Here is a 12,198-nt window from a genome sequence, read left to right as displayed (position 1 = left end):
TATTTATCTTTTAGCGATTTATGAGCGATATCATACAACTTCTTCCCGATTCTGTTGCCAACCAGATTGCAGCTGGCGAGGTTATACAACGCCCCGCATCTGTAATTAAAGAATTAGTTGAGAATAGTGTTGACGCAGGGGCAAAGAATATACAGATTCAAGTCATTGATGCCGGAAAGACAACGATATTAGTTACCGACGATGGTAAAGGCATGTCTGCAACAGATGCCCGTCTTTCATTTGAACGACATGCCACATCTAAGATTAGGAAGGCTGATGATTTATTCGCTCTTCACACAATGGGTTTCCGCGGAGAAGCCTTAGCTTCTATCGCTGCTGTGGCTCAAATTGAATTGAAAACTCGGCAAGAAAGCGATGAAGTAGGCACTCTTTTATCCATCTCTGGAAGTCGTTTTGTTGGACAAGAGCCCTGTTCTTGTGCAGTAGGTAGCAGTTTTTCTGTCAACAACCTATTTTATAATGTACCCGCGCGAAGGAAGTTTCTGAAGTCCAATTCAACGGAACTAAACAACATTATCACCGCTTTTGAGCGCATAGCACTGGTCTATCCTGACATAGCCTTTACCTTACAAAGCAACGGAACAGAACTTTTCAATCTTAAAGCAGGCGTACTTCGTCAGCGAATCATAGACATATTTGGGAAGCGTCTCAATCAAGAACTGCTTTCTGTAAAGGTAGATACAACGATGTGTCGCATCAATGGATACGTGGGTAAACCTGAGTCAGCCCGCAAGAAAGGTGCACACCAATACTTCTTTGTAAATGGTCGTTACATGAAACACCCTTACTTCAACAAAGCAGTGATGGCTGCCTTTGAACGATTAGTGCCAACGGGTGAGCAAGTTCCTTACTTTCTATATTTCGAAGTGGCTCCTAAAGATATCGATGTCAACATCCATCCTACGAAGACTGAAATTAAATTTGAGAATGAAGTGCCTATTTGGCAAATCCTTTCTGCTGCTGTAAAAGAGGCTGTTAGCATGTTTAACGACATTCCTTCAATTGATTTTGACACAGAAGGCAGGCCTGAAATTCCTGTGTATAACCCCACAAAAAACGTTGAAGTGCCTAAAGTGAAATATAATCCTGACTATAATCCTTTCCGGAATTCATCAGAAGCACCTCGTTCTTCGAGTCCTTCTAACCGATGGGAAGAGCTTTATCAGAATCTACAAAAGCCAAGTCAGGAAACAGAATTATTCTCTTCAAAGATGACTTTACCTGATATTCAAGAGGAGGAAGAACCAACCGAGAACGTCATTGAAGAGAAATCACCCTCTCACTACCAGTATAAGGGACGCTATATCATGACAGCCGTGAAGTCAGGACTAATGATTATCGATCAACATCGGGCACATGTAAGAATCCTTTTCGATCGATATCAAGAGCAATTGAAGCGCAGTGAGGCTGCCGCTCAAAAGCTATTGTTTCCCGAAAACCTTCATTGTACAGCATCAGAAGAAGTTACTTTGTCGAAGATTCTACCCGAACTGCAAGATCTTGGCTTTGAAATCAGTCCATTAGGAGGTTCAACTTATGCAATATTAGCCGTTCCTTCAGGGCTTGAAGGACTTGACATGATTAATCTTTTGCGTGACATGATTCTCTCTGCACAGGAAAAACCCACCAATCTTCGCGAAGAAATCAGCCGAGAATTGGCTTTAACCATGGCACGAAAAGCTGCAATCCCGCAAGGACAGGTATTGAACAATGCGGAGATGGAGAACATCTTTAATTCTCTTTTCTCTTCATCGAATCCCAATTATACACCAGATGGAAAAAACATTCTTTGTATCTTAAAACAGAATGAAATAGAACATCTTTTAGATTAAAATATGTAAAATTATACCATCTGAATAAAAATATCATTAACTTTGCAACCAAATGCAAAAACAAAGCATATATTCAGATAGCAAATAACTTATATTAATTATTATTATTTATGAAAAAATTCGTGATCGGTGCAGCTTTATTAGGCATGTCTATGACTGCTTTTGCACAACAAGCTGACCCAACAATGAAGTACAGTGTAGCCACAAATTCGTTTTGGAGCAACTGGTTTATTCAGGTAGGTGGTGATTACAACATTTGGTATTCAAACCAAGAGCATGGCCGTCGCCTTGATAATGGTGGAGATTTTGACTTCCTTAGCAAGCAACGTCGTAGCTTTGGAGGGTCTGTTGCCATAGGAAAGTGGTTCACACCAGGCATTGGTCTCCGTACAAAGTTACAGGGTTTCAACTCTAAAAAGATTGGTGCTGTTGGCGTAACTTCACAGCACTTCTGGAGTTTGAACGAGCAAATCATGTTCAATTTAAGTAATCTTTTCATGGGTTATAACCCTGAACGAGTTTGGAATATCAGCCCATTCATTGGCGGAGGTATGGCTCGTAACATGTCTGCTAACCGTTATGTTATGCAGTTAAGTGCCGGTATCAACTCTTCATGGAGACTCTGTCGGAACCTTGATCTCTATGCAGAAGCAGGATGGAATCGCATGGAAGATAACTTCGATGGCAATGAGATGGCACAGCTTTCTAATTCACATCATGGACGTGGTTGGGAAGATAAGGACAACCATTTATACGCAGAAATAGGTCTTACTTTCAAACTCGGCAAGGCCACATGGAATAAGACTCCTGACGTAGATGCAATCAAAGCATTGTCTCAATCACAAATAGATGCACTCAATTCTCAGCTTAATGACCTCAACGCAGAGAACGGAAAACTCCGCAAAGAGCTTGCCGAGAAACCAAAGACTACTGTCTTGACAAAGAGTCTTAAGGAATTTGTTGCAACGCCAATCTCTGTATTCTTCAACATCGGTAAGATTGATGTAGCTCTCTTGAAGGACTTAGTTAACGTTCGTGCACTTGCAAAATATGCAATAGAGAACAACTCTCATATCCTTGTTACAGGTTATGCTGACTCATCAACTGGTACACCTGCTATCAACCAGAGACTCTCTGAGCAACGTGCTAACACTATCGTTGAGGAACTTGTTAAGATGGGTGTTAACCGTTCTAACATCAGAACAGCAGCTGGTGGCGGTGTAAAGATGCTCGAATATCCTGACTATGATCGTCGCGCTACAGTTCAAATTGTAGACTAATCGAAAGTAATGAGCCTGTCTTTCAAGGCAGTTCATATAGAAAAAGCAACATCCTCGGTCAATCTTTTGACTGAGGATGTTTTTTATTAGATTTATTTGCACGGGTGAAATAAATTTCTTAATTTTGCAATTGCTTTACAAAAGTAAGGGCGTTTAGCTCAGCTGGTTTAGAGCATCTGCCTTACAAGCAGAGGGTCGGCGGTTCGAATCCGTCAACGCCCACAAGGGGTGTATCCCTGTAGTCCTTCGGGATTGCAGGGATTTTCTTTTATATCATAACCTTGTTGGGCTGTAAGCGAATCTTTTATTCATGCTAATCATTTTGCCTTACACACCACTTCTCGCCATGATTTAATAGCACACGATTTGCAGGCAAACAATACTTGCGATGCAGCGTCTAACAATTCACAAAATAATCCATATCAAAACACGCGATAATCTCTATCACTTTACATCATAATTAGCGTCATTTCACCCAGTAAAATAGGTCTAATTACATGGTCATTTGCCTCAAAGCATTTTGCCAATCATTATCCTTGAAATCATGAAGTGTTTTGGGATGAAATACGTTTTCTATAAAATAAACTTTGGTTTAATGGCTTCCTATCTCGCAACTGCAAACAATTCATCTCATGATAGGAAATAAACAAAAAAGAGATTTGATTAAAATCAAACCTCTTTCTCTTGTGGGCGTTGACGGATTCGAACCGCCGACCCTCTGCTTGTAAGGCAGATGCTCTAAACCAGCTGAGCTAAACGCCCTTACTTTTGTAAAGCGTTTGCAAAATTAAGTATATTCTTTGATTTAACCAAATAAAAGAGATTCCATTTTTGTTTTTTTAAGAAAACGACATGCATTAGCACAGATTTGCTCTCAGAATAGTTCACTATAAGCTATCATTATACCCAAAAGGCTACCTTATCAATACTACAAACCAACCAAATCTAAGGCACTTTACCCCCCATAACAATGCAAACAAAAAGGCAAAAGCCTTTTACACTTTTGCCTCTTTGCCTCTATGCGTGGTTTGAAATAGCCACGATTTTTCGTTATTTACAAACTAATGCTATCACATTTTCCTGTTTTCCGTCCTGCTTACATCATCAAACCAAAGGATAAAGTTCTAAACTTTGGTCCATAATTTCCACGCAAAAGGTTGCAAGGACTATACTTAAAGTAAATATCTGGCACGCCTTTCACCGTCACAGTTCCCATAAAATCAATCGTAATGGGATTCACACGAACATTCGTATCGACATCTTTCACCTTCTGTCCATTAAGCTTATAGCGTGTCTTCAAACTGCCATAGGTGTTCAAATTGACTACAGGTCCGAGACTGAAACTTACCCATCGGCCCTCATAATGATAGCGAATAGGCATATTTAAGCTAAAAACCTTGATACGGGAAAAGATAGGTGTGCTACCCGTTGGATAGGTATCAATGGCCACAGCGCGGTTGTTCATCACAAAACGCAAGTCATCTGTCATACGGAAATTACGCCAATCGAGGCCAAATCCCACAGAGAAGGCATTGGCATTACGCCATGGTCGCACAACCCAATCGCCCAATAGCCACCATATTTCCCATGACTTGAACGGCTGAACATCAGCTCTTTCGGGCATACCTATTGCATTACTGAAGCCTGCACCGAGTCGCATTTCACACTCACGCATTGGCTTTCGGCTCTTATGTGCTTTAGAAAGACCGATAAAAGAGAAGTTCCATGTGTTGTCATTCAACGCAGAAGTACTCACATAATTGCTATCAACGACTTGAATATTACTTTCATAATGATAGCTCGGATTCGTTGAACTACCCCACACTTCTACCCGTTGCAACGAGTCGCTACTAATGATTCTCACTCTACGTGGCTTCTCAACAACGATTGTATCATTGTCATTTGAATGGGCAGCTGCCGTCAAACAACATGCCAAAGCCACACAAATAAGGATTTTTTTCATAAGGATTTATTTAATGTATTAGTTTTCTTAATTCTGCAATACTGGCCACATTGCCTTCCATATAGACAAGGGTGACAAGCGTATCTCGGCCTTTTCGCTGTGTGAGATAACACAGATAGCGATATAATCCACCCTGTTGTGGCAGACTCATGATGAGCGTTGACACATTGTTTCGACTGGTTTGTTCTGTTCCTACAGCCATTTTGCGGTCGCGTTCAACACATTTGTCAACCTCATTACATTGCTTTTCATTGGCCTTGAAACGTATACTGTGATAGAAATTCAGGTTATACTTACTAAGGGCACGCCCTTTTACACGAACTTCTACCATCTGTTCGCGTGGCACAAGCTTTCCAATGAAGAGCTCGTTGACATTCAATCCTTGCTGTGCATGGAGCAAACAAGCAAACCCACTCAGTAGAATTGTTAAGAAAATACGGTGTTTCATAGCCCTATAATCAATGATATATTGTTTTCATTCAACTGTCTCCTAAAATCGAACGCAACTGATTGTCTACGTCTGCATCGCCATTTTGGTGGATGTCTTGCATGGTTTCATCCACTACTTTCATGACTTCTTTAGCGTTGGTCACATGCTTATTGTAGACAAAAGCCTCACAATAATTTTGTGATCTGTCCACCAAGAGCGTACTGCCAAGGGCTAAGAATAACGCGATGGAAGCCGCTGCAGCTATAAATTTGGGGCGAGTGACAAGATGAAGAAGCTTGAATCTCGGTGGTTGTGCTATTGCTTCATCCTGTGAAAGGCTGGCAAATGAACAGAAATATTCACGTAGTGGCATCAATTCTTCCGCCACGTTGCCTGCCGAAAAATAACGATACAACGCACGTTCTTCGTCAAGTGAGGTCTCTCCCGCCATGAAACGGTCGACCAATTGCTTTATCTTTTCGTCTTTATTCATCGTGTTGAAGTGTTATAAATTGATGCCTTATGGCTTGTCGTGCACGGCTTAAAGCCTTACGAACTGCTACATCTGAGCTTCCTAATAGCGCTGCAATGTCATGCATTTCCATCCCTTCGATGTGCCGCAAGCGTAGAATTGTCTGCTGAAATGTTGGTAACCGATCAGCTATCTGCATCACTTTTGCATAGCGTTCGTCGTTTGTTGGTTCATAGTCTACGAGATTTTCGGGGATAGACGTTGTTGTTCTACGTCGCCGAATGATGTCAATACAACGATTTTTCACAAGTACTGAGGCCATGGGAGCCATCGGAAGATGCAGAGATTCGAGCATTTGCCAAAGCCTGAGCAGCACATCTTGCACCGCATCTTCAGCCTCTTCATCGTCCTTTAAGTAGCTACGAGCAAGGCGAAGCATTTGTGGTCGGACTTGTCCCACCTCCTTTTTATATTCTTCAATAGTCATCGTTGTGTAATCAAATCTCTATAATGATTACGCAAAGTTAAGGATTTTGTGACATCTATAAAACCTTTTTTTCTGCTTTTTACTACTAAAACATTATATTTCCTCCCTACTATTGCAATATAAAAAGGCATAGAAGAGCATGTGTTTCAGCCTATTGAAAAACATGAAAACATTTAACTTAATGTATGTTTTCCTTCACTCCAAACTATAAAAAAATGTTATTCATTACACAAAAGGCTTCAATCTGTCTCATGAATGCATAATCATAAAATATGTATATTTCACATTTTAAAAAGTGTAAAAGATGACTTCGTAATGAAAAAAAAGACTATCTTTGCAGCGACCAACATTAAAGAGGGTTATTATATCATTAATATTTAGGTAACAACAATAAAAAATTATTAATTCAAATGATGAAAAGAATGATGGCAGCCATAGCCTTTTTAGGCGTATCTATGGCTTCTTTTGCCCAGGAAACAGTACCCGTGCAGAAGTATAGTGTAGCGACTAATTCTTTTTGGAGTAACTGGTTTATTCAAATAGGAGGTGACTATAACGCATGGTATTCTAATCAAGAGCACGGACTTGGATTGGATAATGGCAAGCACTACAGCCTCTTTGCAAAACAACGCCGCACATTCGGTGGTTCGATTGCAGTTGGAAAGTGGTTTTCTCTAGGCCTCGGTATGCGTACAAAGCTACAGGTCGGTAATGCAAAGAAAATGGGAATTGCCGATGTTTCCTCACTAAAGTTCTGGACAATTAACGAGCAAATCCTCTTCAACATGAGCAATTTGCTCTGCGGTTACAATCCAAATCGCGTATGGAATGTAACGACTTTCGTCGGCGGTGGTGTCAGTCGAAACGAATCTACCAGTCTTTATGCAATGCTGTTAAGTGCTGGTATCAACTCATCTTGGAAGCTTTCACGTCACGTTGACCTTTATACTGAGCTTGGTTGGAACCGAATGGAAGAAGACTTTGATGGTTATGACGGATACAACAACCGCTCAAAGCATCATGGTTACGGCTGGGAAGATAAGGATAATCACCTTTATGCTGAGCTTGGTTTAACCTTTAAACTCGGTAAATCAGGCTGGAACAAGACTCCAGATACTGATGCTTTGAAGGCAATGACACAGTCACAGATTGATGATTTGAATAATAAGATTAAGAATGCAAGCGATGAAGGCGACAGACTTCGTAAGGAATTGGCAGAAGCTCCAAAAGAAGATGTTCAGTCAAAGAGCATTAAAGAGCTTGTTGCTACACCTATTTCAGTATTCTTTAATATCAATAAAACTGAGTTAGCTCGACTCAAAGACTTAGTCAATGTGCGTGCACTTGCGAAGTATGCTGTTGAGAATAACAACCGCGTTCTCGTCACAGGATACGCTGACTCGGCTACAGGTACACCCTCAATCAACCAAAAACTATCTGAAGGACGTGCTAATACGCTTGTTAATGAGCTTGTTAAGATGGGCATAAAGCGTTCAAATATCAGCGTCGCTGCAGACGGAGGAGTGAAGATTTTGGAGTATCCGAGCTACGATCGACGTGCTACTGTTCAGATTGTTGAATAGTCTTCGCATGTCAATGGCTTAGAAAACTCATTCTAATGTCTCTATAGAAATGCAACAGCCTCGGCCGAATCTTTTGGTCGAGGCTGCTTTCTTTTATCACGTTCAACAAGTCTTCATGAGCAAAGACTTATTGAACGATTTTTTGTTTTTAATGCTTTGACAATACAATTACTTTTTCCACACGTGGTTAGCATAATGGAGATTGTAAACATCATAAAGCGATTTGAGACGTGTTAAGCGTGGAAGGAAGGCTGAATATGGGCCTCTGTCCTTCACCCATGCATTCTCGGCAAGCGCTGCCATGCGTGGAAGCAGCATGTATTCTGCATGATTTGGAACTGCAACATACTCTGTCCAAAGGTTTGCTTGAATACCAATGATGTGCTTACGATTCTCTGGTGAGATGTCTTTTGGCATCGTATCCATGTTATAAACGCTATCAACGGGGAGATAACCGCCTATCGCCAATGGCTCATGTACAGCCCTTGGATTAGCCTGATAGAAGTCAAAGTAACAATATTTTGTAGGAGAAAGCACTACATCATGACCTTTTTGAGCGGCCTTAATGCCAAAAGATGGATTGCGCCAGCAATGTACCATTGCGCTCGTATTAATGTCGCCATCCATAATTTCGTCCCAACCCATGATGCGACGGCCTTTAGAATTAACGAACTTCTCTATGCGATTAGTGAAATATCCCTGTATATTCTTCGGCGTTAAATGCTCTCTTTGCATGAGCGCTTGACACTTAGGACAATGCTCTACGCGTACAGTTGGAGCCTCATCTCCACCAATATGGATAACCTCTGAAGGGAAAATGTCTATCAATTCGCTAAGAACGTCTTCGCAAAACTTATAGGTATCTTCGTTACCAAGACAGAGAATATCGTCATAAACGCCCCAAACGGTTCCTACTTTGTATGGACCGCCCGTGCAACCCAAGTTAGGCATTGCAGCCAAAGCAGCCAACTGATGACCTGGCATGTCTATTTCGGGAACGACAACGATATGGCGTTGGCGTGCATACTCTACGATATCGCGAGCTTCATCCTGTGTATAATAGCCCTCATATGGCGTGCCATCACCAATCTGAGTGTTATGACCTATGACGGTTTCTGCACGTTTACTGCCAATGGCGGTAAGCAAAGGATACTTCTTTATCTCTAATCTCCAACCCTGATCTTCAGTTAAATGCCAGTGGAAACGATTCATATTGTGCATCGCCAACAGGTCAATGAACTCCTTGATGAACTTTACTGGGAAGTAATGTCGACCGCAATCAAGCATCACTCCGCGGTAACTGAAGCGAGGAGCATCGGCAATTTCAACCGCAGGTAGCGTCACCTCAGCTGTCTTTACAACAGGAAGCGACTTGCGAAGTGTCTGAATACCATAGAAAACACCAGCCGGAGTGCGACCCTTAATGGTTACACCTTTCTGATTACAAGACAGGGTATAGCCCTCATCGCCACTCATTTTTCCATCAAGAACAAGGCGAATGACATTGCTACCTGACTGAGAAAGATTTGTAGAGAGCACGGGACGGATGCCTGTAATCTCTTGAACATAGTCCTGAAGGAAATGGGCATTGCGCTCCATCTCTTCGCTTCCTTCGGAATAAGCGATGCGAGTTGCATTACTAAGTTTGAAAGACGGCTTTGCCGTTAGTTTGACTTGTTGTGGTAAAGGCACCACATTGAAGTCGGCTTGTTGCGCATGTATGGCCATAGTCGACATGAAAAGAAACAATGAAATAAATACTTTTTTCATTCCTTGGTTTTGGTTTTTCGGTTTAACAAATTGTTACTTACTGAGCATAATAAATCAAAAGACTCGCTACACCCTATTATCTATACGTACAAATTTACTCACTTTACGATGAAGAACAAGTCGTTTTTGAAATTTTTAACCAAAAGAAAGGCCATACTCCTCATTTCTTCAGCCTTTCATCTCTATTATATCTCATGCCACAATGTTTCCATTTGAAAAACAAATAGCATGAAAATGTCATAGCATGAGAAGGAGGTAACGTCGTAAGTGTTACGCTTTTTCAGCGCAATTAAACATTAAATCAGACGAGAATTAACGGGAATTGTATTATAAAATGAATATTTCAACGCCGTAGGTGTTGTGCTTTTGATAGCCCAGGGTTGCCAAACGATAGTGCAGGCTACCCTGGGTTAATGTATGGTTTGCGTGGAACAACGCCGTAGGTGTTGCGCTTTTTCGGATTAATCCGCCATAAAAGGTCTCATTGTAAGCGTGCCATTATAGAAAAAGCTCAACACCTACGGCGTTGAATCCCAATGCGAATGTTTACCCGGGGTAGGCTCGTTCCTCGCCAACCCCGGGCTATCAAAAACACAACTCGTACCGAGTTACACCATGAGGGCATTTATATTGCGAAATTCATCCATTGGGATAATAGCGCAATACCAATGCAGTTGCGAGATGAAATAATTGTGAGGGTGACGTTGTTGATAATTAAAGGGGAAATAATGTTAGGCATACAAAGCCTCTCCCCCAGCCCTTTGCTTTCCTCGTTTCGCAGGCTTCACGAACAGCGACCTATGGTTCCCCGAAGAGGGAGGGGAGTAGTTAGCCTTGCAAATGAAAGAGGTTATTTTGGGGGTTATTTGAGGTGGTGATGTTGTTGATTATTAAAGGTAAAATGGTTTGCGTCATTTCATCGTGTAAAATACGGCAAAACACCGCGTGAAATGACGCATTTTACTCGATAATTCGACACATTTTATCGCGTGAAATGACGCAAAACCCAACACAATTTGACGTTAATCATGGCACAGGCGGATGCTAATCGCGAGAAGAGGGAACACAAATGGGGGTAAGAACTGCAGATTTTAACAATATCCAGACAAGGGAATCGCAGCATGACAACTAAATAACGAGAATACAAAAATATGAAAAACAAGGAATAAAACCAACAAAAACGGAGTCTTATTCCTTGTTTTCTAAGAGATATTGCACCAATAACAGGCGCATTATTTATTGCCATTCATCCAAAATGAAGATAGATTTTATAAGATGCTTATATCGGTTTTGTTGTAAACTTTTTGCCTTTGTGTGCAATCACATCCATAAATGAGAATCATTGTTTCAGATGAATAGCGGTAAGATTCAAGACTTATTTGACCTTGTTAGCGTAGCCTCTGTCCGGTAAGTACGCCCATTTTCTTCAATTGTATACCACAACTTAAACGACTTTTTCACGGGGTCATACGTACCACCACCTGCAGTTATGCCAAGCTGATCATAGGGAGTAATCGTCAAAGTGTTATCGCTGTTCACACGAATATTATATGTTGAGCTTGCCACATTACCGATTTTTTCAGCTACCACCTTATTAAATAGTCGGATAGTAGAGGCATCTAATGCCGTAGCATTACGCAAAGTGGTGATGACCGAAGCCGAATTAGTATCTTTCTGCCCATTAATCATCTGCCAAGTTGCCCCTTCAAATGTGTAACTTCCTGAGTAATCGTTGACCATTTTGGGGTGAACCAGCAACACAGTGTCTTTATCCACAGCAGAATAAGCATTGGTTGAGACCACCTTTAGTGGGATAACATAAAGCGAATCAGGGTGAAGCATGTTTGTTTTAAGCTTCAATGGTATGCGACAATAGGCTTCTCCAGCCTTGATTGTGCCTGTCCATGACGGAAACTCATACCAATCGGCGGGCAAAGTCTGATATTTCACATCGTCAGCCGAGAAGTTTTTATAGTTATAAAGCTTCATCTTGTCGTCACTCGCGCGTCCAATCGTCACCTGAACATCCTCACTTGGGAACTGCGTTCCACCGATAGCAACAGACACATAGAGGCTTCCGTCGCCATTATATGCCACTTCTTTGTCTTGAATGTCTTGTGCTGCACCGACAAGATAGACTTCTTTCTTATACTGTTCATGCGTTAGTGGGTCGCTTTGAGGTTCGCAAGAACTGATAAAAGCGGTAGCCGTTGAGAGCATAAGGAATATGAAAAGATTATTCTTTTTCATTGTCATTACATTTAAATTCTTTGTTATTATTAGATATTTTCCCTGAAATCATGTTTCCTCTTCATGTTCGTTGGCCCACAGACGAAGGCAGGCCAGCAAACAAAAAGTAT

The 12,198-nt window shown here is 41.3% G+C and carries 9 protein-coding genes and 2 tRNA genes; 4 read left to right on the top strand and 7 right to left on the bottom strand.

What is annotated here, in order from left to right:
• Positions 1 to 20 precede the first annotated feature (20 nt).
• The 3 genes from mutL (at position 21) to HMPREF9420_RS08865 (ending at position 3,355) form a co-directional block, all read left to right on the top strand.
• A complete protein-coding gene (gene mutL, locus HMPREF9420_RS08875) occupies positions 21 to 1,853 on the top strand; it encodes a DNA mismatch repair endonuclease MutL (protein ID WP_007135281.1) in 1,833 nt (610 codons plus the stop codon).
• Positions 1,854 to 1,963: 110 nt separating this feature from the next.
• Positions 1,964 to 3,133, top strand: a complete 1,170-nt coding sequence (locus tag HMPREF9420_RS08870; RefSeq protein WP_007135280.1) for an OmpA family protein — start codon at positions 1,964 to 1,966, stop codon at positions 3,131 to 3,133.
• Between the two features lie 147 nt (positions 3,134 to 3,280).
• Positions 3,281 to 3,355 (top strand) — tRNA-Val (locus HMPREF9420_RS08865).
• 465 nt (positions 3,356 to 3,820) lie between these two features.
• On the opposite strand, the gene HMPREF9420_RS08860 is transcribed toward HMPREF9420_RS08865, so the two are convergent.
• The 5 genes from HMPREF9420_RS08860 to HMPREF9420_RS08840 all read right to left on the bottom strand — a co-directional run bounded on the left by HMPREF9420_RS08860 (position 3,821) and on the right by HMPREF9420_RS08840 (position 6,485).
• A tRNA-Val gene (locus HMPREF9420_RS08860) sits at positions 3,821 to 3,895 on the bottom strand.
• Positions 3,896 to 4,229: 334 nt separating this feature from the next.
• Positions 4,230 to 5,096: a hypothetical protein gene (locus tag HMPREF9420_RS08855; RefSeq protein ID WP_007135278.1), complete on the bottom strand. Its 867-nt coding sequence runs from the start codon at positions 5,094 to 5,096 to the stop codon at positions 4,230 to 4,232.
• Positions 5,097 to 5,106: 10 nt separating this feature from the next.
• Positions 5,107 to 5,544, bottom strand: a complete 438-nt coding sequence (locus HMPREF9420_RS08850) for a DUF6108 family protein (RefSeq protein WP_007135277.1) — start codon at positions 5,542 to 5,544, stop codon at positions 5,107 to 5,109.
• 31 nt (positions 5,545 to 5,575) lie between these two features.
• Positions 5,576 to 6,019 (bottom strand): hypothetical protein, encoded by a 444-nt coding sequence (locus tag HMPREF9420_RS08845; protein WP_007135276.1) that lies wholly within the window; start codon positions 6,017 to 6,019, stop codon positions 5,576 to 5,578.
• Positions 6,012 to 6,485: an RNA polymerase sigma factor gene (locus tag HMPREF9420_RS08840; RefSeq protein WP_007135275.1), complete on the bottom strand. Its 474-nt coding sequence runs from the start codon at positions 6,483 to 6,485 to the stop codon at positions 6,012 to 6,014. The genes HMPREF9420_RS08845 and HMPREF9420_RS08840 overlap by 8 nt, the downstream gene beginning before the upstream one ends.
• A 410-nt stretch (positions 6,486 to 6,895) precedes the next feature.
• Here HMPREF9420_RS08840 and HMPREF9420_RS08835 point away from each other — a divergent pair, with 410 nt between their 5' ends.
• Positions 6,896 to 8,068 (top strand): OmpA family protein, encoded by a 1,173-nt coding sequence (locus HMPREF9420_RS08835; protein ID WP_007135273.1) that lies wholly within the window; start codon positions 6,896 to 6,898, stop codon positions 8,066 to 8,068.
• Positions 8,069 to 8,236: 168 nt separating this feature from the next.
• Here HMPREF9420_RS08835 and HMPREF9420_RS08830 read toward each other — a convergent pair whose 3' ends face one another.
• On the bottom strand, positions 8,237 to 9,838 hold the full coding sequence (locus HMPREF9420_RS08830; RefSeq protein WP_007135272.1) for a beta-N-acetylhexosaminidase: 1,602 nt from the start codon (positions 9,836 to 9,838) through the stop codon (positions 8,237 to 8,239).
• 1,368 nt (positions 9,839 to 11,206) lie between these two features.
• Positions 11,207 to 12,088: a BT_3987 domain-containing protein gene (locus HMPREF9420_RS08820; RefSeq protein WP_007135270.1), complete on the bottom strand. Its 882-nt coding sequence runs from the start codon at positions 12,086 to 12,088 to the stop codon at positions 11,207 to 11,209.
• Between the last annotated feature and the right edge of the window lie 110 nt (positions 12,089 to 12,198).

This window comes from Segatella salivae DSM 15606 (assembly GCF_000185845.1).
GTDB lineage: Bacteria > Bacteroidota > Bacteroidia > Bacteroidales > Bacteroidaceae > Prevotella > Prevotella salivae.
This window is presented reverse-complemented; position numbering and strand designations above follow the sequence as displayed.

Excerpts from the sequence above, each read along its gene's own strand:
- mutL (WP_007135281.1), top strand. The coding sequence starts at position 21 with ATGAGCGATATCATACAACTTCTTCCCGATTCTGTTGCCAACCAGATT.
- HMPREF9420_RS08870 (WP_007135280.1), top strand. The coding sequence starts at position 1,964 with ATGAAAAAATTCGTGATCGGTGCAGCTTTATTAGGCATGTCTATGACT.
- HMPREF9420_RS08855 (WP_007135278.1), bottom strand. The coding sequence starts at position 5,096 with ATGAAAAAAATCCTTATTTGTGTGGCTTTGGCATGTTGTTTGACGGCA.
- HMPREF9420_RS08850 (WP_007135277.1), bottom strand. The coding sequence starts at position 5,544 with ATGAAACACCGTATTTTCTTAACAATTCTACTGAGTGGGTTTGCTTGT.
- HMPREF9420_RS08845 (WP_007135276.1), bottom strand. The coding sequence starts at position 6,019 with ATGAATAAAGACGAAAAGATAAAGCAATTGGTCGACCGTTTCATGGCG.
- HMPREF9420_RS08840 (WP_007135275.1), bottom strand. The coding sequence starts at position 6,485 with ATGACTATTGAAGAATATAAAAAGGAGGTGGGACAAGTCCGACCACAA.
- HMPREF9420_RS08835 (WP_007135273.1), top strand. The coding sequence starts at position 6,896 with ATGATGAAAAGAATGATGGCAGCCATAGCCTTTTTAGGCGTATCTATG.
- HMPREF9420_RS08830 (WP_007135272.1), bottom strand. The coding sequence starts at position 9,838 with ATGAAAAAAGTATTTATTTCATTGTTTCTTTTCATGTCGACTATGGCC.
- HMPREF9420_RS08820 (WP_007135270.1), bottom strand. The coding sequence starts at position 12,088 with ATGAAAAAGAATAATCTTTTCATATTCCTTATGCTCTCAACGGCTACC.